Annotated in this window: 24 protein-coding genes and 1 pseudogene; 11 read left to right on the top strand and 14 right to left on the bottom strand. The window is 63.0% G+C overall.

The window, feature by feature from the left end; genetic code table 11:
• Positions 1-49 precede the first annotated feature (49 nt).
• Entirely contained in the window at positions 50-340 is a 291-nt protein-coding gene (locus NKJ90_RS07185) for a muconolactone Delta-isomerase family protein (protein ID WP_023762052.1), read from the bottom strand.
• Positions 341-450: 110 nt separating this feature from the next.
• On the opposite strand from NKJ90_RS07185, the gene NKJ90_RS07180 reads away from it, so the two are divergent.
• Positions 451-1,347: a LysR substrate-binding domain-containing protein gene (locus NKJ90_RS07180; RefSeq protein ID WP_023762051.1), complete on the top strand. Its 897-nt coding sequence runs from the start codon at positions 451-453 to the stop codon at positions 1,345-1,347.
• Positions 1,348-1,643: 296 nt separating this feature from the next.
• Here NKJ90_RS07180 and NKJ90_RS07175 read toward each other — a convergent pair whose 3' ends face one another.
• Positions 1,644-2,255 (bottom strand): LOG family protein, encoded by a 612-nt coding sequence (locus NKJ90_RS07175; protein WP_023762050.1) that lies wholly within the window; start codon positions 2,253-2,255, stop codon positions 1,644-1,646.
• Positions 2,256-2,398: 143 nt separating this feature from the next.
• Here NKJ90_RS07175 and NKJ90_RS07170 point away from each other — a divergent pair, with 143 nt between their 5' ends.
• Positions 2,399-3,874: a LysM peptidoglycan-binding domain-containing protein gene (locus NKJ90_RS07170; RefSeq protein WP_352485851.1), complete on the top strand. Its 1,476-nt coding sequence runs from the start codon at positions 2,399-2,401 to the stop codon at positions 3,872-3,874.
• 29 nt (positions 3,875-3,903) lie between these two features.
• On the opposite strand, the gene NKJ90_RS07165 is transcribed toward NKJ90_RS07170, so the two are convergent.
• Positions 3,904-4,695 (bottom strand): NAD(P)H-dependent oxidoreductase, encoded by a 792-nt coding sequence (locus NKJ90_RS07165; RefSeq protein WP_023761635.1) that lies wholly within the window; start codon positions 4,693-4,695, stop codon positions 3,904-3,906.
• A gap of 94 nt (positions 4,696-4,789) precedes the next feature.
• On the opposite strand from NKJ90_RS07165, the gene NKJ90_RS07160 reads away from it, so the two are divergent.
• The 4 genes from NKJ90_RS07160 to NKJ90_RS07145 all read left to right on the top strand — a co-directional run bounded on the left by NKJ90_RS07160 (position 4,790) and on the right by NKJ90_RS07145 (position 8,566).
• On the top strand, positions 4,790-5,722 hold the full coding sequence (locus NKJ90_RS07160) for a LysR family transcriptional regulator (RefSeq protein WP_023761634.1): 933 nt from the start codon (positions 4,790-4,792) through the stop codon (positions 5,720-5,722).
• 67 nt (positions 5,723-5,789) lie between these two features.
• The gene (locus NKJ90_RS07155) at positions 5,790-6,131 is read left to right on the top strand and encodes an ArsR/SmtB family transcription factor (protein ID WP_023761633.1); all 342 of its coding nucleotides are present in this window, start codon (positions 5,790-5,792) and stop codon (positions 6,129-6,131) included.
• 77 nt (positions 6,132-6,208) lie between these two features.
• The gene (locus NKJ90_RS07150) at positions 6,209-8,089 is read left to right on the top strand and encodes an ABCB family ABC transporter ATP-binding protein/permease (protein ID WP_352485850.1); all 1,881 of its coding nucleotides are present in this window, start codon (positions 6,209-6,211) and stop codon (positions 8,087-8,089) included.
• 129 nt (positions 8,090-8,218) lie between these two features.
• A complete protein-coding gene (locus NKJ90_RS07145) occupies positions 8,219-8,566 on the top strand; it encodes an antibiotic biosynthesis monooxygenase family protein (protein ID WP_031260848.1) in 348 nt (115 codons plus the stop codon).
• 9 nt (positions 8,567-8,575) lie between these two features.
• Here NKJ90_RS07145 and NKJ90_RS07140 read toward each other — a convergent pair whose 3' ends face one another.
• The gene (locus tag NKJ90_RS07140) at positions 8,576-9,439 is read right to left on the bottom strand and encodes an SMP-30/gluconolactonase/LRE family protein (protein ID WP_031260846.1); all 864 of its coding nucleotides are present in this window, start codon (positions 9,437-9,439) and stop codon (positions 8,576-8,578) included.
• 274 nt (positions 9,440-9,713) lie between these two features.
• Here NKJ90_RS07140 and NKJ90_RS07135 point away from each other — a divergent pair, with 274 nt between their 5' ends.
• Positions 9,714-11,018: a DMP19 family protein gene (locus tag NKJ90_RS07135; RefSeq protein WP_023761629.1), complete on the top strand. Its 1,305-nt coding sequence runs from the start codon at positions 9,714-9,716 to the stop codon at positions 11,016-11,018.
• Positions 11,019-11,047: 29 nt separating this feature from the next.
• On the opposite strand, the gene NKJ90_RS07130 is transcribed toward NKJ90_RS07135, so the two are convergent.
• Positions 11,048-11,311: a lysozyme inhibitor LprI family protein gene (locus tag NKJ90_RS07130; RefSeq protein ID WP_156938604.1), complete on the bottom strand. Its 264-nt coding sequence runs from the start codon at positions 11,309-11,311 to the stop codon at positions 11,048-11,050.
• Between the two features lie 131 nt (positions 11,312-11,442).
• Between NKJ90_RS07130 and NKJ90_RS07125 the strand changes: the two genes are divergently transcribed.
• Both NKJ90_RS07125 and NKJ90_RS07120 read left to right on the top strand, forming a co-directional pair.
• The gene (locus NKJ90_RS07125; protein ID WP_023761627.1) at positions 11,443-12,141 is read left to right on the top strand and encodes a phosphatidylserine decarboxylase; all 699 of its coding nucleotides are present in this window, start codon (positions 11,443-11,445) and stop codon (positions 12,139-12,141) included.
• 2 nt (positions 12,142-12,143) lie between these two features.
• Positions 12,144-12,962, top strand: a complete 819-nt coding sequence (locus tag NKJ90_RS07120; RefSeq protein WP_023761626.1) for a CDP-alcohol phosphatidyltransferase family protein — start codon at positions 12,144-12,146, stop codon at positions 12,960-12,962.
• Positions 12,963-13,110: 148 nt separating this feature from the next.
• Here NKJ90_RS07120 and NKJ90_RS07115 read toward each other — a convergent pair whose 3' ends face one another.
• Together NKJ90_RS07115 and NKJ90_RS07110 are read right to left on the bottom strand one after the other, a co-directional pair.
• Positions 13,111-15,333, bottom strand: coding sequence for an AMP-binding protein (locus NKJ90_RS07115; protein ID WP_031260843.1), 2,223 nt, complete (start codon positions 15,331-15,333; stop codon positions 13,111-13,113).
• A 135-nt stretch (positions 15,334-15,468) separates the two neighbouring features.
• Positions 15,469-15,876 (bottom strand): tautomerase family protein, encoded by a 408-nt coding sequence (locus NKJ90_RS07110; protein WP_023761624.1) that lies wholly within the window; start codon positions 15,874-15,876, stop codon positions 15,469-15,471.
• Between the two features lie 114 nt (positions 15,877-15,990).
• Between NKJ90_RS07110 and NKJ90_RS07105 the strand changes: the two genes are divergently transcribed.
• Positions 15,991-16,848, top strand: coding sequence for a LysR substrate-binding domain-containing protein (locus NKJ90_RS07105; RefSeq protein WP_023761623.1), 858 nt, complete (start codon positions 15,991-15,993; stop codon positions 16,846-16,848).
• A 138-nt stretch (positions 16,849-16,986) separates the two neighbouring features.
• Here the strand turns inward: NKJ90_RS07105 and NKJ90_RS07100 are convergent.
• Together NKJ90_RS07100 and NKJ90_RS07095 are read right to left on the bottom strand one after the other, a co-directional pair.
• Positions 16,987-17,182: pseudogene (locus NKJ90_RS07100) on the bottom strand (DMT family transporter); the annotation flags it as partial.
• A 99-nt stretch (positions 17,183-17,281) separates the two neighbouring features.
• Entirely contained in the window at positions 17,282-18,799 is a 1,518-nt protein-coding gene (locus tag NKJ90_RS07095; protein WP_352485849.1) for a S10 family peptidase, read from the bottom strand.
• 415 nt (positions 18,800-19,214) lie between these two features.
• On the opposite strand from NKJ90_RS07095, the gene NKJ90_RS07090 reads away from it, so the two are divergent.
• Entirely contained in the window at positions 19,215-19,721 is a 507-nt protein-coding gene (locus NKJ90_RS07090) for an OsmC family protein (RefSeq protein WP_023761620.1), read from the top strand.
• Positions 19,722-19,724: 3 nt separating this feature from the next.
• Here the strand turns inward: NKJ90_RS07090 and NKJ90_RS07085 are convergent, their stop codons facing one another.
• The 5 genes from NKJ90_RS07085 to radA all read right to left on the bottom strand — a co-directional run bounded on the left by NKJ90_RS07085 (position 19,725) and on the right by radA (position 24,932).
• The gene (locus NKJ90_RS07085) at positions 19,725-19,943 is read right to left on the bottom strand and encodes a hypothetical protein (protein ID WP_023761619.1); all 219 of its coding nucleotides are present in this window, start codon (positions 19,941-19,943) and stop codon (positions 19,725-19,727) included.
• Positions 19,944-20,100: 157 nt separating this feature from the next.
• Positions 20,101-20,847: an SDR family NAD(P)-dependent oxidoreductase gene (locus tag NKJ90_RS07080; protein ID WP_023761618.1), complete on the bottom strand. Its 747-nt coding sequence runs from the start codon at positions 20,845-20,847 to the stop codon at positions 20,101-20,103.
• A 350-nt stretch (positions 20,848-21,197) separates the two neighbouring features.
• Positions 21,198-22,667 carry an amidophosphoribosyltransferase gene (gene purF / locus NKJ90_RS07075; protein WP_023761617.1) on the bottom strand — a complete coding sequence of 490 codons (1,470 nt, stop codon included), beginning with the start codon at positions 22,665-22,667 and terminating at the stop codon, positions 21,198-21,200.
• A 105-nt stretch (positions 22,668-22,772) separates the two neighbouring features.
• Positions 22,773-23,444 carry a CvpA family protein gene (locus NKJ90_RS07070; protein ID WP_023761616.1) on the bottom strand — a complete coding sequence of 224 codons (672 nt, stop codon included), beginning with the start codon at positions 23,442-23,444 and terminating at the stop codon, positions 22,773-22,775.
• An 84-nt stretch (positions 23,445-23,528) separates the two neighbouring features.
• On the bottom strand, positions 23,529-24,932 hold the full coding sequence (radA, locus tag NKJ90_RS07065) for a DNA repair protein RadA (RefSeq protein ID WP_023761615.1): 1,404 nt from the start codon (positions 24,930-24,932) through the stop codon (positions 23,529-23,531).
• Positions 24,933-25,103 lie beyond the last annotated feature (171 nt).

Genomic DNA, 25,103 nt, shown 5'->3' with positions numbered 1-25,103 from the left:
CCGCGTCAATCCGGTGGTGACGCCTTCGCCGCCACCGGATTGCGTCCTCTCAACGCTTCGGGCCGAACCCAGGGTAAGGATTGAGCGGCACGATTGCGGAGATATCCATCATGCCGGCCTTGATCAGGGGCAAGGTGGCGAGATGGCCGCGCACGTCTGCGTCGCTGCGGGCCTCGAACATCATGCCACTGCCTGGTATATCGCCGCGGTTCCATACCTGGCGGACCGCGCCTTCGGCGTAAAGCGTTCGGCGCTGTTCGGCCTCACCGGGCAGCAGCGGCGCGAAATCGGCATCGGTAAACTTTTCGGTGTTGCGAGTGAGAAGGGCAAAGAACTGCATGTCGGTCTCCTTTGGTTGGGATGGCCGAGTATCACTCCCACTGGTCAGACTGTCCAAGACTGATTAGGCTATAGTTAAGACCCGTGAGGACTTGGAACCTCGGAGAAAAAATGTTCGACCTGCGCCAGATCAGGTATTTCGTCACCGTCGCCGAAGCCGGCAATGTCGGTCGCGCCGCCGAGATGCTGCATATCTCGCAGTCGCCGCTCAGCCGGCAGATCATGCAGCTCGAGGAGCAGCTTGGCGTCTCCCTGTTTGAGAGGTCGAAGCAGCGGGTCCATCTCAATGCCGAGGGTCGCGCCTTCCTCGCGGAGGCCCGTTCGCTGCTGTCCAATGCGCGACGACTGGAGGAGTTCGGCCGCAACCTGGCCAGCGGCGCCGTCGGCCGTCTCGCCATCGGCTACGTCGAAGGCGCCGTGCACGCCGGGCTTGTCGCAGGCATGCTGCGCCAGTTCCGCCGCGACCGGCCAGACTTTCACCTTCAGTTGCGAAGCCTGCGTTCGGCGGCGCAGCTGGAGGGGTTGCGGCAGCGGGTGCTCGATCTGGGCTTTGTCTATTCGCCGCCAGCCGACGATGACCCGGATGTCGCCGCCATGGCGCTGCGGCATGAGCCGTTGGTGCTGGCGATCCCCGAAGATGATCCGCTTGTCCAAATATCGGAGATCGGGCCGCATCACCTCGACGGCCGCACCTGGATCACGGTCGTGCGCCAGCCCGACGACACCAACCGCGGGCAATTCCTTGTCGCATGCGCCAAAGCCGGTTTTCTGCCCGACATCGCCTATGAGACGGCGGACCCGCTGACCTCGCTCGGTCTGGTCAGCGCCGGTCTCGGCCTGGCGACGGTGCAGGCCAGCCTGCGTGCCGCCGCTCCGCCGCGGATCGTGTTTTGCGACCTGCCATGGTTCGAGCGCACGGTTTCCATCTATCTTGCCTGGCGTCGTCATGACCGCCGCGCGGTGATCGCCGGCTTGCGGCAGGCAGCTGCAGTAGGCAGTAGGCAGTAGGCTAGGGCTCCGCACCCAGGTTAACAAAGACCTGACGACAGTTCGGCGGTGTCGGCTTTTGTGCTGGTAATAGGAATTTTTTCTTGATTCCGTGCCCTCAGCTATGGTATATATTCGGCCATGGTGCTGATTTGCGCCAGTGACCCGCCGCAAAGGCGGGTTTTTCGTTTGATGCTCCGTCAGCCAATGCGCAGGCGAAGGCTCCGAAGGAACCCGTTAACCCGAGTTCGTTGCCCTGGGCAGTAGGCAGTAGGGTTGCCGTCCCCCGGCATTCACACTGCCTATTCTCTACTGCCTCACATCTTGTCTATCACCGACTGCACGCCCTCGGTCGGGGCGTCGACGGAGGACCCAGCCACCATGATGGCGGCGACGATTGCTTCGGGGTCGTCGACCACCAGCGGCCTGACTCGCTGCGCGGTGTGGATGAAGCCCTCGGCGGCCATGTGATCGAGTAACGCCAGCATCGGATCCCAGAATCCGCCGACATTGCCGAAGACGATCGGCTTGCGGTGATGACCGAGCTGCGCCCAGGTCATGACCTCGACGATCTCCTCGACCGTGCCGATGCCGCCCGGCAGCGCCACAAAGGCGTCGGATTTCTCGAACATCTTGTGTTTGCGCTCGTGCATGTTGTCGGTGATCAAGAGTTCGTCGAGCCGGTCAAGCGCGGTTTCCGTTGCCTCCCTATTGATCAGGAAGCGCGGAATGATGCCCGTCACCTTGCCCCCCGCGCGCAAGGCGCCTTCGGCGACGGCGCCCATGATGCCTTTGGTGCCGCCGCCATAGATCAGCCGCAGGCCCGCTTTGGCAATCGAGCGCCCGAGCAGGTGCCCGGCCTTGATATAGATTTCATCGCGGCCCGGAGACGAGCCGCAATAGACGCAAACGGATCGAATCGTGTTCATGCTGATGATTGGTGATTGGGTCTGAAAGCGCGGTCAAGCCCCAAGGGTCAACAAGCTCGGGCTTTTTCTTGTCGGTCCCTCTTTCTTGTCGACATGGGCAAAACAGGCTAGACCGGCGTTAGGTGGCTAAGGGGTAGAGAAATATGGTGATTAATCCATTGAAGGCGTTCCTGTTCGTGGCGGGTGGGACCGTTGCGGCCGCGGGGACCGCCTATGTTTCGGGTGCGCTCGACCCGTATCTTAATCCGACGCCGCCGGCGCAAGTGGCGGCCTTGACGCCGCCCGCGGCGCCGAAATCGGCTGACCCCGGCACGGAAGCGCGGCTTCCAGCAGCGGCTGTGCCGGCCGCGCCCGCCGCTGTGCCCCAGACAACGGCGCCAGCCGCACCGGCAACGGGTGCAGCGGTTCCGGCAGCGCCCGCTGCAGCCGGTCCGATCGCACCGTCCTTCGATGTCGTGCGCGTCGAGAGCAATGGCTCCATTGTGATTGCCGGCAACGCAGCGCCCAACGCGAAGGTCGAGATCCTCAACGGCGCGCCCGTGCTCGGTTCGACGGTCGCCGGTCCCGACGGCGCCTTTGTCATCGTGCTCGACGATCCGTTGAAGCCTGGCGACTATACGATTGCCCTGCGCGCGACCACCGGCGATGTCGTGACGCCGTCGGTGCAGACCGCAGTCGTCTCGGTTCCAAAGAATGCGGCCGGCCAGGTGCTGGCGATGGTCGAGGAGCCGGGCAAGCCGGCCGAACTGCTCACCGTTCCCGCGCCCGAGGCAAAGCCGGCCGCCCCGGCTGCCGGCGACCAGGCCGCCGCGCCGGCGGCTCCCGCGGCGGCGCCCGCAACTGCTTCGGCACCAGCCGCGCCGGCTCCGGCGCCGGCCGTGGCTGAAGCGTCACCTGCTCCGGCAGCCCCATCGGCGCCGGCTGCGCCAGACGTGTCCGAACCCAAGATCGTCGTCGAGGCGGTGGAGATCGACGGCAACAAGATATTTGTTGCCGGCCTCTCAGATCCGGGCCGCAAGGTGCGCGCCTATGCCAATGATATCCTGCTCGGTGACGCTCAGACGTCGCCGAACGGCCATTTCCTCGTCGAGGCGACGCGCGACATTCCGGTCGGCAGCTACACCATCCATGTCGACGGTCTCGATGCCGACGGCGTGAAAGTGGTGGCACGCGCCGCCGTGCCGTTCGAGCGCGAGCCGGGTGAATCGATCGCCGCCGTGGCGCCCGCGGAGCTCAAGCCTGCCGAACCTGCTGCCGCCGAAGCGCCTGCCGCTCCGGCCGCTGAAGCGGCTGCTCCCGCAGCACCGGCCAGTGAGGCTCCGGCCGTTGTGGTGGCAGCCACGCCGCCAACCGATGTGCCCGAGACCGTAGCGCCCAAGCTCGAACATGCGGACGGCGCCGTCATCATCCACCGCCACGACACGCTTTGGCGGATTTCACGGCGTGTCTACGGCCATGGCATGCGCTACTCGACCATCTACCTCGCCAACCAGGATCAGATCAGCGATCCTGATCGCATCTGGCCGGGACAGGTGTTCAAGGTCCCGGAAAAGTCCAAGGAAGGCGAAGCCGCCGACCTCAAGGCGATGGGCAAGCAGGTGACGACAAAGACCAACTAGAGACAAGGCTTTCCGGAGGTCGAAGTCAGCTAGCTCGTTGAGCCGCTTAGGTGAAGTTTGAACCCGGTCATGTTCTGATCGCCCAGGTCGGAGCGTAGCTTCATGCTCGGAATCAAATAGTCGCCGCCATTCTGCCGGCGATAGGGGATGGGTTGCGTGGTCGCGAACGTTCTCATCCTCTCGCGCAGGCGCTCGGCAGCGGGCTCGAAGTCGGCTTCGCCGAAGCGGTCGACGCTATAGGCGACGAACGGCGGAAGGACGTCGTAGCCCGGGTAGTAGAGAATCCCGTGGTTGATCGGGAACAGCAAGTCGTCGATCTCTCCGTTGACGCCGCGAGGCGCATAGTGCTCTTCCCAGCCGCCGGCGGTCACGATCAACATTGCGCGCTTGCCCATCAAGGTTCCCTCGCCGTAGCGGTCGCCCCATCGCTTGTCGCTATGCTCACCCACACCGTAAGCGAAGCCGTAGGCGAAGACCCTGTCGACCCAGCCCTTGAGGATCGCCGGCATGGCAAACCACCAGAGCGGAAACTGGAGAATCAGCGCATCCGCCCACCGCAGCTTTGCGATCTCGGCCTTGACGTCCTCGGTCAGCGCGTCGGTTTCAAAAGACTTTTTTGATGCTGCGGCAGGCATCAACCGCGCGTCGGACGCCAAAATCGGAAAGTCGGCCCGATCAACCGCTGATTTCCAACGCTGGGCGTAGAGGTCCGTCACCCGCACTTCGTGGCCTTGTGCCTCGAGTTCTCTGATGGCGACGTCGCGGAGCGCGCCGTTGAGCGAGCGCGATTCGGGATGAGCGAAGACAAGTAGAATTTTCATGCAGGGACTCCGAGGACTGAAAAACTGGTCCCTTAGCTAGGCAATATCGACATGATCCGCTACGTATTCATAATGCATAAGATTGTGCCGAATAATGGATAAATCGGATATCACGTTCGAACGCATGCGCACCTTCGTTCGCGTTGCGGAACGGGGTAATCTGTCGCTGGTTGCCAGCGAACTCGGCATAGGGCAATCGACGGTTACGCGGCATTTGCAGGAGCTTGAAGAGGCGGTGGGTGTGCCTTTGCTCAGCAGGACCACCCGGCGGGTCACGCTGACCGATGAGGGTAGCCGGTACTATACAAACAGTATCCAGATCCTGCGCCTTGTCGAGCAGGCCGGCGACGAAGCGCGGGGCGCACGTGGCGCGCCGGCTGGCACCATCCGGATATCCTGTACGGCCGCTTTCGGGGTCTTGCACACCACCCGGCTCATCTTCGCCTTTCAGGACCGATATCCCGACATCGGAATTGACCTCAGCCTCACCGATGAGCGTGTGGATTTGGTCCGGGAAGGCGTCGATATTGCGCTTCGCTTGGGACCACTTACTGACAGCTCGTTGAAGCTGCGGGCCCTCGGCCTGTCACGGCGCCTGCTCGTGGCATCGCCGGATTATCTGGCGGCGCGAGGGAGACCGGCTGTCCCGTCGGACCTGTCTGGACATGAGGGCATCCGGATGTCGAACGTGGCGGGCAGTGAAACTCTTGCTTTGCAGGGCGCTGGAGGCGAGCGCTATATGGTGCCCTTCGCGGGGCGACTGCGTGTCGACCATGGGCTTGCCGCGCGTGAGGCCTTGGTCGCGGGTCGAGGGATCGCACCGGCTCATCGATGGCTTGTCGGAGATCTTTTGGAGGCTGGCCTGCTCGAGACCTTACTGGATGATTATTCGCTGCCGTCCATCCCGCTGAACATGCTGATCGTCCCGGAGCGCGCGGGCGTTGCAAGGGTTCGCCTGCTGGTCGACTTTCTGGCTGAACGGATAGCCGATATCCCGGGGATCGAGAAGTCCATCTCACAGCGTTAGCCGCTATCTGGTCTGACCAGAAGAGTAGCTTGCGATAGCGCCAACCATCGTTTATCGCCGATGGACGATGAGCGACAGCCCCTTCGAAACCCATACACTCCGCTCCGCGTCGGAGGCCCCGGACAGCCGCGCCGTCGCCGCCCGGCTTGCCGCGCTTTCGCACCCGGCGCGTATCGAAATCCTGAAATACCTGTCGGCCAGCAGCTCCTGTTGCTGCCGAGAGGTCGTCGATCGTTTCGATCTGGCGCAGTCCACCGTGTCACAGCATTTGAAGATATTGGTCGAAGCCGGGCTGGTCCGGTTCGAGCCTGATCGCCAACGCTCGCGCTATGCGATCGACCACGCAGCGCTCGCCGATGTCTCGATGTCGCTGACCGCGCTCGTCAATTCCTGCTGCTCCGGCCGCTAGATCCATGATCCCGAAAACTGCAGCCCTGTTTTCGGAAGAGATCATGGTCAAAAAGACATAAGAAGAAGGCACAAAGAATGGCCAAAAAAACCGTCTCCGACTCTTCGACCTTCAAGACGCTGCTCAACCTGTGGCCCTATATGTGGCCGGCGGATCGTGCGGATCTGAGAGCCCGGGTCACGTGGGCGACGCTTCTGTTGGTTGTGGCCAAGCTGACACTGGTCGCCGGTCCCTATTTTTTCAAATGGGCGACCGACGCGCTGGCCGGTGACGCCAAATCGGTGCCGCCGCTGCCGAGCTTTCTGCTGGCGCCCGTCATGCTGGTCGTCGCCTACAATGTCGTGCGCCTGGTGCAGCTTGGCTTCAATCAGTTGCGCGACGCATTGTTTGCCCGCGTTGGCCAGTACGCGGTGCGCCAGCTTGCCTTCCGCACCTTCGTCCACATGCACCAACTGTCGCTGCGCTTTCATCTCGAGCGCCGGACCGGCGGCCTGTCGCGCATCATCGAACGTGGCACCAAGGGCATCGAGACGATCGTGCGCTTCATCATGCTTAATACAGCGCCGACGATTCTCGAGTTCGCCCTGACCACCGGCATCTTCGCCTACACCTATGGCTGGAAATATGTGGCGGTCGTCGCGGTCACCGTCTGGGTCTATGTCTGGTTCACGGTGCGCGCCAGCGACTGGCGCATCTCGATCCGCCGCGACATGAACGACAGCGACACCGATGCCAACACCAAGGCGATCGACTCGCTGCTAAACTACGAAACGGTCAAGTATTTCAACAACGAAGGCATGGAGGCCGAGCGCTTCGACCGCTCCATGGCACGCTACGAGATATCGGCGACGCGCATCTGGACCTCGCTTGGCTGGCTGAATTTTGGCCAGGGCATCATCTTTGGCCTCGGCACAGTCATCGTCATGTGCATGTCGGCGCTGGAGGTGCAGGCCGGCACGCAGACGGTCGGCGATTTCGTCTTCATCAACGCCATGCTGATGCAGTTGTCGGTTCCGCTCAATTTCATCGGCTTCATCTACCGCGAAATCCGCCAAGGGCTGACCGATATCGAGCAGATGTTCGACCTTTTGGATGTGCCGCAGGAGATCGTCGACAAGCCGGATGCGAAGCCACTATCTGTCAGCGCCGGCAAGGTCGAGTTCCGCGACGTTCAATTCTCCTACGACCCGAACCGCAAGATCCTGAAGGGCGTCAGCTTCGAGGTGCCGGCCGGCAAGACCGTCGCCATTGTCGGGCCATCGGGCGCCGGCAAGTCGACCATCTCGCGGCTTCTATTCCGCTTCTACGATGTGCAGGACGGCCAGGTGCTGATCGACGGCCAGGATATCAGGGACGTGACGCAGGAGAGCCTGCGCGGAGCAATCGGCATGGTGCCGCAGGATACTGTGCTGTTCAACGACACCATCGCCTACAACATCCGCTACGGCCGCGTCGGTGCCAGCGAGGAGGATATGCGCAAGGCTGCCGAACTCGCCCAGATCGGCCCCTTCATCGAGCGGCTGCCAGATGGCTACAAATCGATGGTCGGTGAGCGTGGGCTGAAACTCTCGGGCGGCGAGAAGCAGCGCGTGGCGATCGCCCGCACCATCCTGAAAGCCCCGCCGATCCTGATGCTCGACGAAGCGACTTCGGCCCTCGACAGCCACACCGAGCAGGAAATCCAGGCGGCGCTCGACCTGGTCAGCCGCGGTCGCACCACCATCGTCATCGCCCACCGGCTGTCGACGGTGATTACGGCCGACGAGATCATCGTGCTGCAGGACGGCCAAATCGCCGAGCGCGGAACGCATGCCGAACTGATGCACAAGCATGGCCTCTACGCCTCGATGTGGGATCGCCAGCGCGAGGCAACGGAGGCCGAGGAGCGGCTGCGCATCGCCCGCGAGGGCGACGAACTTGGGGTCATCGTTCGCCGCCGGCTATCCGAGGTGAATTGATGCCGCCTACCAGGTGAGCCGCCTACCAGATGAGAAGGAAGAAATTTCCGCTTGACCTCAACTTAAGTTGAGATTGTAGGTCGTTCTTGGAGCCCGGAAGCAACATGATCCAAGAACGGAATGATCGAAATGAGTAAGGGAAATCAGAACGTTAACGGCGGCAGCGTGTTCAGGGTGGACAAATTCGTTGTCCCGGCCGCCGCTCGCGAAGAGATACTGGCCAAGGTTAGGACAACGCATGAATTGCTGCGCCTGCAGCAAGGCTTCGTGCAGGATTTCCTACTCGAGCAATTCTCGGGTCCTGGCGAGTTCAACCTCGTCACTATCGTCGAATGGGAGAGCCAGACGGCCGTCGACAATGTCGTGCCGATCGTCAAGGCGGCGCACGAGCGCATCGCCTTCAACCCGCAGGAGACGATCGCCCGGCTCGGTGTTCGGGCCGACATCGCCAACTATCAGCGAGTTCCCGAACTGTAATAAGGCTTCTTACGGCCAGCCGACGCCGGGTGCCGGTGCGTCCACGCTGAGCACCTGGCCGGTGCGCGCGTCGCTGACCATGTGCTCGAAGCCACGCCATTCGGCGGCGAGAATGAACAGCGTTTTCCTGTCGGTGCCGCCCAGCATGCAGGCAAAGCAGCCGCGATCGACAACGACCGTCTGCAACACCTCACCGCCTTCGCTCACGCGCACGCAATGCTTGTTGGGAACATCCGCATACCAGATCGCCCCGTCGGCATCGAGGCAGATGCCGTCGGGATAGCCGTCGAGATCGGCCCAGACGTGCCGGTTGGACAGAGTGCCGTCGGCCGCGATGTCGAAGGCAGTCAGCCTGTTGGCATGCGATTCGGCGACGATCAGCGTCTTGTTGTCCGGGGTGACCGCCATGCCGTTGGCAAAGGCGATATTCTCGGCCACTTGCCGGACCGCACCGTCCGGCGTGACCAGCACGATCGTGCCGGGACCGAAATGCTCGCCCGGCGCCGGCGCCGGGCCACCGCCATTGACATAGATGTTGCCGCGCCCATCGACGACGATTTCGTTCCACGGGCTTTTCGAGAGGCTGCGCAAATCGGCATGGGTGACGAGTCTTCCATCTGCTTCCTGCCGCAGAAGCAAGCCGTCGCGACCGGAGATGACAAGCAGACGGCCATCCGGCAGCCAGTCGATGGAGTAGGGCAGGACAGCCGGCACGGTAAGCACAATCTCGCGGTTGCCGTCGGCATCGACGGCGATGATCTCGCCGGTGCCCCAGTTGCAGACCCAAAGCCGTCCGTTGTGCCAACGCGGCGACTCGCCGAAGGCGAGGCCGGCGGTCAGGAGATGCGCTTGGGTGGCCGGTTGTTTCTGCATTTGCGAGAGCTCCTTGTTGCGCACGTCATCATGGCCGGGCGGTCCAGAAAGACGCTGTCTCACCAAGGACGGATGACGGCGTGCGTTGCCGACAGGCATCACGCAACAATTCAACTCGGCCACCTCTACGCTGAGCTCCTGAAGCAAAATCTCGAAATCAGTTTTCTGAATGCTCTAAAAACGTCGGCGACTAGACATTTGAAAATGAATTTCAAATGCTTTTATTTGCTCTTCAAGGTATTATTCTGCTGCTGCAGATAAGAAGGCCGCTGGCATGTTCGGAATTTTTTCGCGGAAGAAAAAGCTTCAGCAGTCGACAACGGTTTCGGCCGACCGTTCGGAGCAGCCGATGGCCAGCCCGCATGTGTCTTCAGTTATTGTCCCGTTTTCAGCTGTCGAGCGCGCTGCCAAGGAGAATTACGTTGCTGATCTCGTGACCGCGGTCATGGATTTCGTCAACGCGATGCTCAACCAGGGCCTCTACGAAGATCACGAAATTCCGGCATCGGCGAGGCAGTTTTTTCATACTTATCTCTACGCCCTGGAAGTAAGCAATGGCGGCCACAGCCAATTTATCCGCAACTACCATGGTGGCTTCGACAAAATTACCTCCGATGCGAGGTTGGCTCTGGCTGGAATGCGAGCGACAAATCATTTGGCTGCTTTGGAACAAATGGTCGCTTGGGTCAGGGAACACCCAAAAGAAGCGGAGGAACAGACCGGATTCGAAGGTGGTCGCGCTGATTTCCTTGATGAGCTCGACGATCTTTTTTACAAGGAGGAAGATAGCGTCCCGTTGCTTGCCCGCGCAGTGGGTTGGATTGCCTCATGGCCTGAACTGGAGATTGTCGACGATGCCGAATGCCAGGAGGCCATTCTCGACGTTGTGATGGCTAATCCCAGGCGTGAACCTCGATTGCGCCATCGCTCGGTGTTCCATCTGAAAGCAGTGATGACGAGCCGACTTCAAGTGGGCATCGGTTTAGCCTGTGCAGGCTTGCCGCAACCCGAGGTCAAGCTCGGGGTCGGCGAAGGAAGGATGTTGGACATAGACGGCGAGAAGCAGATGGCTTTTCCTGTCGTAACCAATGCCTGCAGGGCGCTTTTGTGCGTGGTCACGTCGACGCATGCAGCGGCATACCAGTACCTTGCTGCCGATGGCACGGAACTGGAACTCGACTTCGGACCCAACGACAGCGTCACCGACGACATCGATGAGTTATTTGGTGACAGTGTTCCACGTGTCGGCTTGAAGCTGTCGCATGTCGGCGCCGATTCAATAGCGACCGTCATCAAATTGGCTGAAGCCTATCGGGCGCCAGCAGCCCTCGACCTTCTTTTGCGCAGGGCTGGAGTAGACACTGCAGGAGCAGTTGCCTTGCCGTCGATGTTGGTTCCGAGAGAGGGAGGATCGGTCGTCAGTTGGACAGTTGCTGCTGGCGCTAGACCATTGCTCTTGTTGTCCGCTCCCAACGGTAGCATGCTCTTGAGATCGAGCGCGGAAGACCCGCTAGCGGACGCCGGTAGGCTTGAAATCGAAGAACATTTTGCGCGAGCCGAAGCCGATGGCGCCAACTAATCTGGTCCGGTCGTCTCGATGGCGCCGCGCTACTTTTTCTCCGTCAGGAAGAACGTTCCATCAGCATGGTCGGCGCAAATGGCCTTTTCCGCCACGCTGGCGGCCTTGCTGCAGTCAAAGGATAGCTTGGCTTGCGCTATTGCGCTGCCATTCGATGCCGCCAGCGCGAGCAGAACCGCACTTGTGGCGGCCCATCGCTTGGCAATGAGGTGCGCCGTGTTGGGGTTTAAGATCATGGGCGGTCGGTTTGTTCCCGCATTTTGAACCGGCGGTGCCCCGAATTCTGCCGACAATGACGCCGACAGGCGAGCGCACCACCGCTTCTGTAGGACGCGGCCAATACAGCCTTGCCGATTGTTGCGTTGCGGCGAGGGGGGCTTTCGGCTATTGAGGCCGCAATTGAAACGGAGCCCGTTTTTACCCGATGAGCCTTGTCGATACGGTCAAGAACGCGTTCGTACCGATCCATCGCGAAGGCTATCCCTTCATTGCGGCCTTTGGCGCGGCGACGCTTTTCCTCGGCTATTTCTCTTCGATCCTGTTTTGGATCGGCCTTATCCTGACGGCCTGGTGCGTCTATTTCTTCCGCGATCCCGAGCGCGTCACGCCGGTCGACGACCACCTCGTGGTCAGCCCCGCAGACGGCATCATTTCTGCGGTCGGGCCGGCTGTGCCGCCGCGCGAGCTTGGTCTCGGCAACGTCGAAATGACCCGTATCTCCGTGTTCATGAACGTGTTTTCCTGCCATGTGAACCGCGCTCCCGTACGCGGGCGCATCACCACGATCGAGCATCGGCCGGGAAAATTCCTCAATGCCGAACTCGACAAGGCCAGCACCGAGAACGAGCGCAACGGCCTGGTCATCGAGAGCCCCAACGGTACGGTCGCCGCCGTCCAGATCGCCGGCCTGGTGGCGCGGCGCATCGTCTGCTGGGCCGAGGCCGGCGGCTCGATCGCCATCGGCGAGCGCTTCGGCCTGATCCGCTTCGGCTCGCGTGTCGATGTGTTCCTGCCGCTGGCCGCCACGCCGCGTGTTGCCGTTGGCCAGACGGCGGTCGGCGGCGAAACGGTGCTGGCCGAATTCGGCGGTGTCGCCGGCACGCCTCTTGTTCGGATTTCCTGACCGTGGGCACGCAATACAAAAAGTTCGAGGCTCATGCCAGCGGCGGTCCGCGCATCCGGGAAATCCCTATGCGCATGGTGCTGCCCAATCTGGTCACCGTGCTGGCCATCTGCGCCGGCCTGTCCGGCATCCGCTTCGGCTTCGAAGGCCGTTTCGAGCCGGCGGTGGTGATGGTGCTGCTTGCGGCCTTCCTCGACGGCATTGACGGCCGCCTGGCGCGGATGCTGAAGGCGACCTCCAAATTCGGGGCGCAGATGGATTCGCTGGCCGACATCGTCAATTTCGGCGTCGCACCGGCTCTGGTGCTCTATGCCTTCCTGCTCGACCGCGCCGGCTCGCCGGGATGGATCGCCGCACTTCTGTTTGCCATCGCCTGCGGGCTGCGGCTCGCCCGGTTCAACGTGCTTGACGACGAGAAGGCCGATCGCCCCCTATGGCAGTCCGAATATTTCGTCGGCGTGCCGGCGCCGGCGGGCGCCGTGCTGGTGATGCTGCCGCTCTATCTTTATTTCCTCCGCACCGGGCTGGAGCCCAGTCGTCCAGCCGCCTTCGTCGCCACCGGCTTCACCATCCTGGTCGCCTTCCTGCTGGTCAGCCGGCTGCCGGTCTATTCCGGCAAGAACCTGAGAATCCCGGGCGACAAGGTGCTGCCGATCATCCTCGGTGTCGTGCTCTACGTGCTCCTGCTGATGACCTATCCCTGGTACACGCTGACGGCGTCGGTCGCCGGCTACCTGATCTTCCTGCCGTTCAGCGTGCGCGCCTATTCGAAACGTGCCAAGCTGGAGGGTGAGAAGATACCGCCTTCGGATATAGGTTAAGTCATTATCTCCCCCCTTGAGGGTCAGATGGCCGGCAGGCCAGAGGGGGTCGCGCGCGTGAAGCGCCAACCTCTGACTGTCGCAAGACACCCGGTCGAACCGACCCCCTCTGTCGCCTTCGGCGACATCTCCCCCTCAAGGGGGGAGATTACGCCGCGACGCCGAGTCCCAGCCTGTCGATCGCCAGCTTTCTCGTCGACACATAGTCTGTCTTGCCGGAACCCAGCACCGGGATTTCCTCGACCTTGACGATGTCGTTGGGCACCATCAGCTCAGCCGCACCTGCCTGTTTGCCGAATTTGCGCAACTCGTCGGGATTGGCGTCGTCGGCGGTGGTGACCAGCACGATGCGTTCGCCCCGCCGCTTGTCCGGCACGGCCACCGCCGCGTGCCGTTCTTCCGGCCATAGCGACTGTACCAGCATCTCGACCGCGCCGAGCGACACCATTTCGCCGGCGATCTTGGCAAAGCGCTTGGCGCGGCCGCGTATGGTGATGAAGCCTTCGCGGTCGACCGAAACGATGTCGCCAGTGTCGTGCCAGCCGCTCAACGGCTGCAGTTCACCGGGACGCTCCGCGGTCATGTAGCCCATCATCAGGTTTGGTCCGTCGAGCCACAATTGCCCGGCGCCGGAGATGCCTTCGACCGGCTCCAGCTTCATGCGCATGGCCGGCAGCAGCCGGCCGACGGTGCCGTCGCGGCCATGGATTGCGGTGTTGACGGCAACCACGGGGGCGGCCTCGGTCAGTCCGAATCCTTCGATGATCTCCGCCTGGAAGCGTTCGCGATAGATGCGGCGGGTTTCCGGCTTCACTGCCTCGGCGCCGGCGACGACAAAGCGCAGGCTGGAAAAATCCCCATCCTTGGCGGTGCGCGCATAATTGGCGAGGAACGTGTCGGTGCCGAACATGATGGTCGGTTTCGCCTTGCGCGCCACCTCGGGGATGATCTTGTAGTGGAGAGGCGAGGGGTAGAGGAACAACTTCACGCCGGTGACCAGCGGCAGGATGGTGCCGCCCGTCAGCCCGAACGAGTGAAACACCGGCAGCACGTTGAGAAGGATGTCGGCAGGCGAGATGGTGATGCGTGCCTCCGCCTGCATGGCGTTGGCCAGCAGGTTCTTGTGCGAAAGGATCACCGCTTTCGGCGTGCCTTCCGAACCAGAGGTGAACAGGATCACCGCCGGCTTGGCAGCATCCTGCCGTTGCAGCGGCCAGCGCCACAGCAAGGCGGCGGCAAGCTTGTCCAGCGCCGTGACGCCTTCCCGCACATCCTCCAGCCAAAGCAGCCTGGCACCGCCCTTTTCGACAGCCTCGACGATATCGGCAAGGTCGGCCTTCTCGACGAACGCGCGGGAGGAAATCACGGTCCTTATCACCGCCGTGCGCACCGCCGCAGTCACGCTCGCCGGCCCTGCCGTATAGTTGATCATCGCTGCCACCCGGCCGGCGGACAGAAGCCCGGTAAGCGACAGCACGACGCCATTGGCGTTCGGCAGCATCAGCCCAACCGCTTCGCCCGGCGCCGTTACCGCCTCGAAGCGGCGGCCGAGGACCCGGGCGCCGATGAACATCTTGCGGTAGCTCAGCGCGCCGGAGATGACGTCCTCGATGATCGGGTGCGAAGCGCCGACGCGGTCGGCGGCATCGCGCATGGCCAGGAACAGGCCACGATCGAGGTTAGTGCTGAAAAGCCGTGCCTCGGCGACGCGGTCGAACAGCGCATTGGTGTTCGAGGCCTGGTCGGGGTTGCGCGCCACCAGTTCGGCGATGGTCATCGGCTCCAGCACGCTGATCGACAGTTGCGGAAACCAGTGCCGTGGTGCCTTGTCCGCTGGCGTCAATGACACCGGCAGGCTTCGTGCGCCGCCGACGAAGACCGGCACGATGCTGGCGTTCGCCTGCATGGCGATGCGGGTGACGGCACGAAACAGCCGAAACGTCTTGACGTCAGGCTCGACCGCATCCGGCAGATAGACGGCGAGCCGGCCTTTGCCTTTGAGGACACGCACCAGCCGGCGGCTGACGAAGACGTGTTCCGCATTGAAGGCGATGGTACGGCCAAGCCCGCGCCACGGTTCGAGCCAAGGGGACCGCGCCGAGACCTCGTCGAGTATGTGCAGTGTGTCGTCCGGCAGAAGCGACAGCATCAGCGCCGGTTCGAAACGCGACTGATGCGAGATGACGTAGATGACGGGAGCCTGCGCGTTGCGGGCGATCCTGATGCGGGCGTCGGCGATCCGGTAGGCGAGCTTGAACGGCACATAGAGCAGCGCCTGGGTGAAGCGCAGGCCGAGGCGGAATTTTTCCACGATGCCGATCAGCAGCCAGGCGAGGGCAAGACCTGCAAGCAGCGCCAGTGTCAGGATCATGCCGCGTCTCTCCCAACGTTTTATCATCTCGGCTCTTTTGCGGCCGCTTCGGCAAGAACCTAGACCATGTGGGAGCAACGTCAATGCGGATGAGGGCAAGCTTACCTTCTCGCCCCGGGCGAAAATGGTCTGTATTCACGCCGCCTTCAACCGTCCGCTGATGAAACGGAATTCCTGCGTCTTGCCGCCATAGCCATAGGCCGCCGCCGGCACTTCGTGCACGAAGGCATAACTTTCCTCATGCACGCCGCCCAACAGGCGGCCGAAGGCCGCAAAGATCGCCTTGAGATAGGCCTCCAGCTCGAGCTTGGTGTTGGTGCCGTCAACCACCTTGATATCAAGCCAGAACGTATGGGTGCCGTCCTCGGCCAGCGACTTGCCGCCGGCGAACCAGTGCTGCGGATCGATGTAGGATATGGCAACCGCGGTGATCGTCGGATCCTTGCGCAGCTGCGTGGCGGTGATTTCGGTGACTTCTTTTGCGATGCGAGTGGAAAGAGCCGCGTCAGGCCTGCCGGTGACGCTGATGTTGATGATGGGCATTTCTCTTCTCCTTGGTTCGAGCGGCGTCTGATCGCCGCTGGACGGGACTATGTTACCCCTATTCAGTCAAGAAAATCGAATTGTTTTTAACTGAAAGTTCGATATTATCAAATTATGGAAACGCTTGATCCCGATCTGCTCAGAACCTTCCTAGCGTTCGTCGACAGCGGCTCACTGGCCCAGGCGGCTTCAAATGTCGGCCGTTCGCCCTCGGCGGTTACCGCCCAGATGCAACGGCTGGAGGAAATCGTCGGCGAGCCGCTACTGGCGCCGCAAGGGCGGGGCCGCGGCCTGACGCCGGCGGGTGAGGACCTCGTCGGCCATGCCAGGCGTATCCTTGCCGCCCATCGGGAGGCATGGCTGGCGATGAAGGGGGCACGCGCTGCCGGGCGCGTCGCCATCGGCACGACACAGGATTTCGCCGATAGCGGCCTGCCGGACCTGCTGCGTGCCTTCGCCGTCAGTCACCCGCGCGTCAGGATCGAACTGCGTGTCGGCCGCTCCGCCGAACTGGCGCAGGCGCTACAGTCCGGCGGACTCGATCTGGCGATCGTCATGCGCCAGGCGGCAGTGCCGGACGAAGTCGGCGTTCTGCGTGAGCCGATGATATGGCTGTGCTCGCAGAAAGGCTTGGCCTCGCGGCAGGAGGAACTGCCGCTGGCGCTGCTCGATCCGTATTGCGGCTTTCGCGAAGCGGCACTTGCCGCGCTCGATGCGGCCGGCCGCCGCTACCGCATTGCTGCCGGAAGTGCCAGTCTGGCCGGCTTACGCACGGCGGTGAACGCCGGCGTCGCGTTGACGCTGCGAACGGCCCGCTTTGCCCATTCCGGCATTGTCGAGACGCCGCGCGAGCTTGGCCTGCCACAGGTTCCGACGGCTGAATTCGCGATCAGGCTGCGCGCCGGCAACGATGGTCCGGCGGGCGATCTGGCGACACTGCTCAGTCGCAACCTTGCCTCGTCGACCGGCTGAACGGCAAAGAAAAAGCCGACCTTGCGGTCGGCTGAGAGTAGGACGGGCCGAGGGGTTTGGGGGGACTTGGGGATGGCCCGTCGCACCAACAATGCTTGACCCGGATAATGGTTCCACGACTGTGTAACTTTTTTTAAGAATATTTGACGTCATGCGTTGCGAGCGGGCCATCAGCCAATCCCGCCCAGCATGGCAAACACAGCGCACAACACAATAGCGCCGCCTATCATGCTGGCGACTGGTGCAATCCGCCCAGGAACAGAAAGGCAAACCGGACCGCGAACCGCACTTCGGCCGAGCAGAGCAATCCGGATTCGGCCGCCGGGATCGGCCTCCGCCACAGGATCGGCTGCGTGCGCCATACGGGCGAAAGTCGATGCAACGCCAACCGTGCTGAGGCAGCGTTCCATGGCGAGCTGAGCTGTCACAAAGCTTATTGCGTTACCTGATAGAGCTCCGAGGCGGCTTCTTTCAGGGCGCGCCGACCATCGGATCTGAAATACATCATGTGCCCGCCCTCGACGACATCGAGATGGATCGGCTTGGCATTGGCGAGCGACGAGATCTGGTTCACCAGGTAACGCGAGGCGAGGTAAGGCGTGACTAGGTCGGTGTAGCCGTTGACGATCACGACGCCGAGCGAAGGGTTCAGCGAGCGTGCTTTTTGCAGATCATTCATCACCCCGGCATAGCCTTGCCGTGAGGCGCTGGTCCCGTAATCCCAATTGTGGCTGATTTCGCCATTCAGCAGCCGATAGCTGACATCGGTGCGGAAATTCAACTCGTTGCTGATATAGCCGACGAAAGCCGACGTTAACGCCGGGACGCTCCGGTCGAGCACGGGATCCGGGCCGGCGATGCGGGCGCTCTCGGGCGCGATGTCCGCCGTGCCGATCATGGCGTCGTATGGGCTGAGCACTTTGCCGCTGGCACGGGCGAATTCCCTTGCGAACAGGCCGGTGGGGATGCGGGCGGAGTTCCGCTGCACGAGTTCGAGCGGCAGGCCGGTGATGTCAGCCACGCGTTGGCTCGCCAGCCGCCTGCCTTGCTCCAGTCCGCTGGTGAGCGCCGTAAGGTAATCGCCCAGCGCATATTGTTCGACTTCCGCCAGCTTCTCTCGCAACGCATCGCCGCTGACGCCTTCGGCGCGCAGGCGCACCGCCGCCAGCGAAGGCAGTTCGAGTGCCCAATGCAGCGGCTCGAACTCGTCGGGCTGCACCAGCGTGAATTCCAGCGCCGGGGAGATCAGCACGATGCCGTTCGGACTGATGCCGATATCTTCCTGCAATGTCCTGGCAAGTAGCGCCGCCCGAAACCCGCCATAGCTTTCGCCGGCGAGGAACAGCGGCGATCCGGTGCGGCCGTTCTGCGCGAGATAGAGCCGGATGAAGGCGCCGACCGAGCTGGCATCCTGGTTGACGCCCCAGAAGTCGTGCGTGTCCTGGCCCGGTGCCTCGCGGCTGTATCCTGTCCCGACCGGATCGACGAAGACGAGATCGGTCATGTCGAGCCAGCTGTCCGGATTATCGATGAGTCTTTGCGGCGGGGGCAGGAATTCGCCTTCGGCTCCCGTTGCGATAATACGCGGACCGAGTGCTCCGATATGCAGATAGGCGGACGCTGCTCCGGGGCCGCCATTGAACACGAAGGTTATCGGCCGCTGCGGGTCTTTGGCCGCCTTTGCCGGTGGCTCCAGCGTGTAAGCGACATAGAAGATCTCCGCCGTGACATCACCCTTGCCCGAAAGCAGCGACAAGGTGGCGGCCTTTGCCTGATAATCCAGCTTGCGCCCGGCGAGGGTGATCGAGTGCCTGGTGATCTGCGGCGGCGGCAGCAGGGACAGCACGCCGCCCGAGGGTGCCGGCCGCTCCGCCGTTTCAGCCAGGGCGGGCTGCGCCAGGGCGGCAAGCACCGGGAGGATAAGGAAGATCAGTTTCAGCTTGACCGGCATGATGGCTCCGCGAGAACAACTCCCGCATAGGTATGGCCTAGATGATCGAAGTCAAAGGAAATGGCTGTGTGGTTGAACAACTGACGCTGCCGTGTTCCTTCTCCCTTCGTCCTGCCGGACTCTCTTGGGAAAAGGGGACTGGCAGCTTCGCCGGCCACGGCCTGGCTGCGTTGGTGGTAGGCGAAAGCCGGCGTGACGTGGCTGCCATTCGAGAGCGGCGGGTTTGGCGGCCGCGGCAATGGCCGCGACGCCCGAAGAATTGTCGGCTCGCTTCTCAGCGGCGACGAGCGGGCTGCTTGGCTCCGACCGCGTCTTGGCGGCTGGCTTGTATGCAGTGGCGATGAACAACATTGCCTTCCCGTGGTGATCGGCGCAAATCTCGACTGTACGAGACAGTCGACGAAAGGGAGAAAGCATGGATGCGACCGAACTGAAGGCCATGCAGGCGCCGCTGAAGCAGGCCTATCGCGACGACGCTTCGCAGGCCCTGATCACGCTTCGCGCCAAGGGCTCGATCGACGACCAGTCGGTCGCCTGCAAGGTGGAGACGGGCAGGGCGCTCGCCATCGCCGGGCTGCATCCGGCAACAGGTGGCTCAGGCCTTGAGCTCTGCTCGGGCGACATGTTGCTGGAAGCGCTGGTGGCCTGCGCCGGGGTGACGCTGAAGGCGGTGGCGACGGCGCTTGAGTTCAAGATCGGCGCCGCCACGGTGGAAGCAGAAGGCGACCTCGATTTTCGCGGCACGCTCGGTGTGGCAAAAGATGCCCCGGTCGGCTTTCGCGCCATTCGGCTCAATTTCAACCTCGACACCGATGAGCCGCAGGAGCGGGTAGACTCACTGCTGAAGCTGACCGAGCGCTATTGCGTGGTGTTCCAGACCATCAACCAGAAGCCGGAACTGACGGTTTCAGCTCGGCGCTGACGCTTACTGCGCTGACGGTTCTTCCGCATCGCCCTCGTCGGTGAAGGGCGAGGCGCTCGGCACGCATTGCACCGACCAGCCGGCCGGTGTCGGCTGTTTCTGATACTCAGCGATGGCGGCGGTGCACTGTTCGCGCTTGTCGAAGGTGCTGGGCAGGACGACCATGCCGCCCTGCGGGCCGGCGATTACCAGATACCAGACCAACGCTGCGGTCGTTGCCATTGGGATTTCCTCGTTCTGCCAGTTGGGCGCTTGTTGTGGGAGTCGCTATGATCCTACCAACTCCACGGAAGTGACGAAAGCATGGCCGCTGCGCAGCCTCCAGCCGCCACATCACAGCCGCGTGACGAGGCGGCGGGTTTGTCCCGCGCGAGTGCGGCTATTCCGGCTGCCGATAGGCGACGAAGCGGTTGTGCTTGGCCTGGAAGATCAGCCCGGTCTCCTTCAAGTCGGGGCTCGCCAGCGGCACGATGAGCTTGGCGATCTCCGAAGGGTGCGGCAGCGTCGCCGGATCCTCGCCGGGCACCGCCTGCGCCCGCATGGCTGTCCGGGTGGCGCCGGGGTCGGCTGCATTGACGCGCAGCGGCAGGCTCTGCGTCTCATGCGCCCAGGAACGCATCATCGTCTCGACCGCCGCCTTGGACGCTGCGTAGGGCGCCCAGAACGCGCGGGCCGAGTGCGCGGCATTGGATGACAGGATGATCGCTCGCCCGGCGTCGGAGAGCCGCAGCAGCGGGTCGACCGAGCGGATCAGCCGCCAAGTCGAGGTGACGTTGATGGTCATCACCTTCTCGAAGGTTTTTGCTTCGACATGACCGATCGGCGAAATGACGCCGAGCACGCCGGCATTGGCGACGAGAATGTCGAGTTTGCCCCAGCGTTCGTGGATGGCGCCGCCCAGCCGGTCGATGCCGGCCATGTCGGCGAGGTCGAGCGGCACCAGCGTCGCCTGGCCACCGGCAGCCTTGATCTGATCGTCAAGCTCTTCCAGGCCGCCGACAGTGCGCGCCACCGCGACGACATGGGCGCCTGCGGCAGCCAATTCCTTGGCGATGAAATAGCCGATGCCGCGCGAGGCGCCGGTGACGACCGCAACGCGGCCGGTAAGGTCGAGGGGACGGGTCAACGGGCAACTCCGAGGGCTAGCGTTCTAACTCGGACTTGGCTCTGCCTCGTCAGCCTGCATATTTGGCGAAAGCGGAGGTGGGAGCGCAATCTCCCCCCTTGCGGGGGAGATGTCCGGCAGGACAGAGGGGGGTGTGAAGGATCGCCAATTTTCGAAATGATCCGACCCCGAGAGAGAACCCGGCCACGCGCGCGGCTGGAATTGATGGACAGGATGGAGGGACAGCACCCCCCTCTGCCCTGCCGGGCATCTCCCCCGCAAGGGGGGAGATCGGCTGCTTCGAGGAGGCCGCAACAAAGTGATCGCGGCGAAATTTGCAAACCGGCGAAATTCACAGTTGCAGCAAGGCCCTACGTCCCGCTCGTCGCCAGCAACGACAGCGTGCGCACATTATCGTGGCCTTCGAAGTCGAGCAGGCGGGTCGGGTACTGGCCGGTGAAGCAGGCGTCGCAGAATTGCGGTTGGTCGTTGTCGCGGCTGGCCTCGCCGACGGCACGGTAAAGTCCGTCGATGGTGAGGAAGCCGAGCGAATCGACGCGGATGAATTCGGCCATTTCTTCAACCGACATGCGCGATGCCAGAAGCTTCGACTTCTCCGGCGTGTCGACGCCGTAGAAGCAGGAGGCGCGTGTCGGTGGCGAGGCGATGCGCATATGCACTTCCTTGGCGCCGGCGTCGCGCACCATCTGCACGATCTTCTGGCTGGTGGTGCCGCGCACGATGCTATCGTCGACCAGCACCACGCGCTTGCCCTCGATCATGCGGCGGTTGGCATTGTGCTTCAGCTTGACGCCCATGTGGCGGATCGAATCGCCCGGCTGGATGAAGGTGCGGCCGACATAGTGATTGCGGATGATGCCGAGCTCGAAGGGAATGCCGGCCGCCTGAGAAAAGCCGATCGCCGCCGGCGTGCCGGAATCCGGCACCGGCACGACGATGTCGGCCTCGACCGGACTTTCGACCGCCAACTCGGCGCCGATGCGCTTGCGCACCTCATAGACGTTGCGGCCTTCGACCGACGAATCCGGTCGCGCGAAATAGACATATTCGAAGATGCAGAAGCGGGTCTTCTGCGGCTCGAAGGGGAACAGGCTTTCAATGCCCTTGGACGTGACGACGACCATCTCGCCGGGCTTCAGGTCACGCACGAAACGCGCACCGATAATATCGAGCGCGCAGGTTTCGGAAGCCAGGATCCAGGCGCCGTCGAGATCGCCGAGCACCAGCGGCCGGATGCCGAGCGGATCGCGGCAGCCGATCATCTTCTTGGCTGTCATTGCCACCAGAGAGAAGGCACCCTCGACCTGCCGCACCGCATCGATGAAACGCGAGTTGAGATCGCGCTCCTTGCTGGTGGCGACGAGGTGCAAAAGCGTTTCGGTGTCGGAGGTGGAGGAGAAGATCGCGCCTTGCTTCTGCAGCGCACGCTGCACGGTCATGGCGTTGGTCAAATTGCCGTTGTGGGCGACAGCAAAGCCGCCATCGGCGAGCTCGGCGAAGAAAGGCTGGATGTTGCGCATGCCGGCGCCGCCGGTCGTGGCGTAGCGCGTGTGGCCGATGGCGCGGTTGCCTTGCAGGCTGTCGATGACGCGCTGCTTGGTGAAGGTGTCGCCGATCAGGCCGACATGGTGTTCGACGTGGAACTGGCTGCCGTCGTAGGAAACAATACCGGCCGCTTCCTGGCCGCGATGCTGCAGGGCATGCAGGCCCAATGTGACGATAGCCGCAGCATCCTGCCGGCCGAAAATGCCGAACACGCCGCATTCGTCGTGGAAATGGTCGTCGGCCTCGGCGGAAAGCACGTCGTCTGCGTCTGCCATCTTAAGCTCCGCTAAAATCGCCATATAATGCGGGTTCGCGTCGAAAGCAACGCGCTCCGTGCAGCCGTTCACACGATGGTCAAGTCCCGACGCCCATTTCGGGCGTCAGTTTGCCGGTGCAGCCGGCGCCGGATTGGCCGGGGCATTGTCGGCCGGAGGCGTTCCTGTGTCATTATCGTCAGGCGCCGGCGTGTTGGCATCGTCGCCGCCTGCGGGAGCATCCGCCGCCGGGGCGTCCGGAGCTGCGGGCGTCTCTGCGGCCGGCTGATTCGGGTTGAGCTTCTTCATAATCGCGTTTTCGGGATCCTCAGGCAGCAGGCTCTCGAGCTTGGCGCCGATCTGCTCCAGCAATGGCCGCGACTTGGCCTCCGTGACCCAGGCCGGTGCCTTGGCGCCGGCCAGCCAGTTGAAGAACAGCAGTGCGACGGCAACGACCAGGATGCCGCGCGCGGCGCCGTAAAGGAAGCCGAGCGTGCGGTCGAGCGCGCCGATCCTGGAATCGATGATCCAGTCGGCAAGCTTCATTGTGATGATCGAGACGACCATCAGCGCGATGATGAAGACGACGCCGGCGGAGGCCGCCATCGCGATCTTTTCATTCTCGATGTAGGGCGCGAGGTAGGGCAGGACCGGCTTGTAGAAGAAGAACGCCGCCGCTGCCGCTGCCGCCCAGGAGACGACGGACAGGACCTCGCGCGAGAAGCCGCGAACCATGGCGAGCATCGCCGAAACCAGAGTGAAGCCGACGAGAATTCCGTCAAGCAGCGTAATCGGCATGTCTTTCGCCCCACTCCATGAGCCGCATTATAGCGCGGAGCATTGGGTTTCCCAAAGCCGTTTCCCGCTTCTGGGTCCGATGCCCTAATCTTCCTCGTCCACGCGGCTTCGGCGTGAGCCGGCTATGCGTGCCACCAAGTCGGCAAGCTCAGTCGGCTGGAAACAACCAGCCCCGATCCCCCAAGCCAACTCTCCGCTGCCCGAGGGCAGAACCGCGCTTCCAAAACCCAGCTTTTCGGCTTCCTTGAGGCGCTGTTGCGCATGCGCAACCGGCCTCACGGCGCCCGAAAGGCTGATTTCGCCGAAATAGACGCAATCGGCGGGAAGGGCAAGACCGGTGAGCGAGGAAACCAGGGCCGCCGCCACCGCCAGATCGGCCGCGGGCTCCGAAATGCGATAGCCGCCGGCGACGTTGAGATAGACATCGTGGCTGCCGAAGCGCACGCCGCAATGGGCTTCGAGAACCGCCAGGATCATCGACAGCCGCGCGCCGTCCCAGCCGACGACGGCGCGGCGCGGCGTGCCGAGCGAGGAGGACGCCACCAGCGCCTGAATCTCGACCAGCACTGGCCTTGTCCCCTCCATGCCGGCGAAAACCGCCGCGCCCGGCGATTTGGCATGGCGTTCACCAAGGAAAAGCTCGGATGGGTTGGCGACCTCGCGCAGGCCTTTGTCCGACATTTCGAAGACGCCGATCTCATCGGTCGGTCCAAAACGGTTTTTCACCGTACGCAGGATGCGATAATGATGGCCGCCTTCGCCTTCGAAGTAGAGCACGGCGTCGACCATATGTTCGACGACACGCGGCCCGGCGATCTGGCCTTCCTTGGTGACGTGGCCGACCAACACGATCGCCGCCCCCGTGGACTTCGCATAGCGGATCATCGCCTGGGCGGCGGCGCGCACCTGGGTGACGGTTCCCGGCGCCGAATCGGCGAGATCGGTCCACAGCGTCTGGATGGAATCCAGGATGACCAGGTCAGGCCGCTTGCCGTCGGCTATTGTCGCCAGGATGTCCTCGACATTGGTCTCGGCGGCAAGTTCCACCGGGGAGGAGGCGACGCCAAGCCGCTGCGCTCGCAGCCTGATCTGTGCAACTGCCTCTTCGCCCGAGACATAGACGATGCGGTGACCCTTTGACGCCAGCGCGGCGGCTGCCTGGGTGAGGAGCGTCGATTTGCCGATGCCGGGATCGCCCCCGACCAGCAACGCGGAGCCGCGCACGAAACCACCGCCGGTGGCGCGGTCGAGCTCGCCAATGCCCGAGCTGATGCGCGGCGCGTCCTCGATATCGCCGGACAGCGTGGTCAGCACCACCGCGCGACCTTTACGGGCGTTGCGCGTGTTGGCCGGGCCTGAGCCGATGCCGCCGGACGTGCCTTCCTCGACCAGCGTGTTCCACTCGCCGCAGGCATCGCATTTGCCGGCCCAGCGCTGATGCACCGATCCGCAACTCTGGCAGATGAATTGGACCCGCGATTTGGCCATCAGTGGGGTGCCGGGTGGTGACAGGTTAGCGGGACAGCGCCCCCCTCTGGCCTGCCGGCCATCTCCCCCTCAAGGGGAGAGATTTGCAGCTTCAGCGCTTGCGCCTTCTTTTCAGCGCCAAAAATTGGCGAAAGAATCGATGACATCCGATCTCCCCCCTGGAGGGGGAGA

The organism is Mesorhizobium sp. M0051 (genome assembly GCF_040323235.1).
Taxonomy (GTDB): domain Bacteria; phylum Pseudomonadota; class Alphaproteobacteria; order Rhizobiales; family Rhizobiaceae; genus Mesorhizobium.
This window is presented reverse-complemented; position numbering and strand designations above follow the sequence as displayed.

Excerpts from the sequence above, each read along its gene's own strand:
- NKJ90_RS07185 (WP_023762052.1), bottom strand. The coding sequence starts at position 340 with ATGCAGTTCTTTGCCCTTCTCACTCGCAACACCGAAAAGTTTACCGAT.
- NKJ90_RS07180 (WP_023762051.1), top strand. The coding sequence starts at position 451 with ATGTTCGACCTGCGCCAGATCAGGTATTTCGTCACCGTCGCCGAAGCC.
- NKJ90_RS07175 (WP_023762050.1), bottom strand. The coding sequence starts at position 2,255 with ATGAACACGATTCGATCCGTTTGCGTCTATTGCGGCTCGTCTCCGGGC.
- NKJ90_RS07170 (WP_352485851.1), top strand. The coding sequence starts at position 2,399 with ATGGTGATTAATCCATTGAAGGCGTTCCTGTTCGTGGCGGGTGGGACC.
- NKJ90_RS07165 (WP_023761635.1), bottom strand. The coding sequence starts at position 4,695 with ATGAAAATTCTACTTGTCTTCGCTCATCCCGAATCGCGCTCGCTCAAC.
- NKJ90_RS07160 (WP_023761634.1), top strand. The coding sequence starts at position 4,790 with ATGGATAAATCGGATATCACGTTCGAACGCATGCGCACCTTCGTTCGC.
- NKJ90_RS07155 (WP_023761633.1), top strand. The coding sequence starts at position 5,790 with ATGAGCGACAGCCCCTTCGAAACCCATACACTCCGCTCCGCGTCGGAG.
- NKJ90_RS07150 (WP_352485850.1), top strand. The coding sequence starts at position 6,209 with ATGGCCAAAAAAACCGTCTCCGACTCTTCGACCTTCAAGACGCTGCTC.
- NKJ90_RS07145 (WP_031260848.1), top strand. The coding sequence starts at position 8,219 with ATGAGTAAGGGAAATCAGAACGTTAACGGCGGCAGCGTGTTCAGGGTG.
- NKJ90_RS07140 (WP_031260846.1), bottom strand. The coding sequence starts at position 9,439 with ATGCAGAAACAACCGGCCACCCAAGCGCATCTCCTGACCGCCGGCCTC.
- NKJ90_RS07135 (WP_023761629.1), top strand. The coding sequence starts at position 9,714 with ATGTTCGGAATTTTTTCGCGGAAGAAAAAGCTTCAGCAGTCGACAACG.
- NKJ90_RS07125 (WP_023761627.1), top strand. The coding sequence starts at position 11,443 with ATGAGCCTTGTCGATACGGTCAAGAACGCGTTCGTACCGATCCATCGC.
- NKJ90_RS07115 (WP_031260843.1), bottom strand. The coding sequence starts at position 15,333 with ATGATCCTGACACTGGCGCTGCTTGCAGGTCTTGCCCTCGCCTGGCTG.
- NKJ90_RS07110 (WP_023761624.1), bottom strand. The coding sequence starts at position 15,876 with ATGCCCATCATCAACATCAGCGTCACCGGCAGGCCTGACGCGGCTCTT.
- NKJ90_RS07105 (WP_023761623.1), top strand. The coding sequence starts at position 15,991 with ATGGAAACGCTTGATCCCGATCTGCTCAGAACCTTCCTAGCGTTCGTC.
- NKJ90_RS07095 (WP_352485849.1), bottom strand. The coding sequence starts at position 18,799 with ATGCCGGTCAAGCTGAAACTGATCTTCCTTATCCTCCCGGTGCTTGCC.
- NKJ90_RS07090 (WP_023761620.1), top strand. The coding sequence starts at position 19,215 with ATGGATGCGACCGAACTGAAGGCCATGCAGGCGCCGCTGAAGCAGGCC.
- NKJ90_RS07085 (WP_023761619.1), bottom strand. The coding sequence starts at position 19,943 with ATGGCAACGACCGCAGCGTTGGTCTGGTATCTGGTAATCGCCGGCCCG.
- purF (WP_023761617.1), bottom strand. The coding sequence starts at position 22,667 with ATGGCAGACGCAGACGACGTGCTTTCCGCCGAGGCCGACGACCATTTC.
- NKJ90_RS07070 (WP_023761616.1), bottom strand. The coding sequence starts at position 23,444 with ATGCCGATTACGCTGCTTGACGGAATTCTCGTCGGCTTCACTCTGGTT.
- radA (WP_023761615.1), bottom strand. The coding sequence starts at position 24,932 with ATGGCCAAATCGCGGGTCCAATTCATCTGCCAGAGTTGCGGATCGGTG.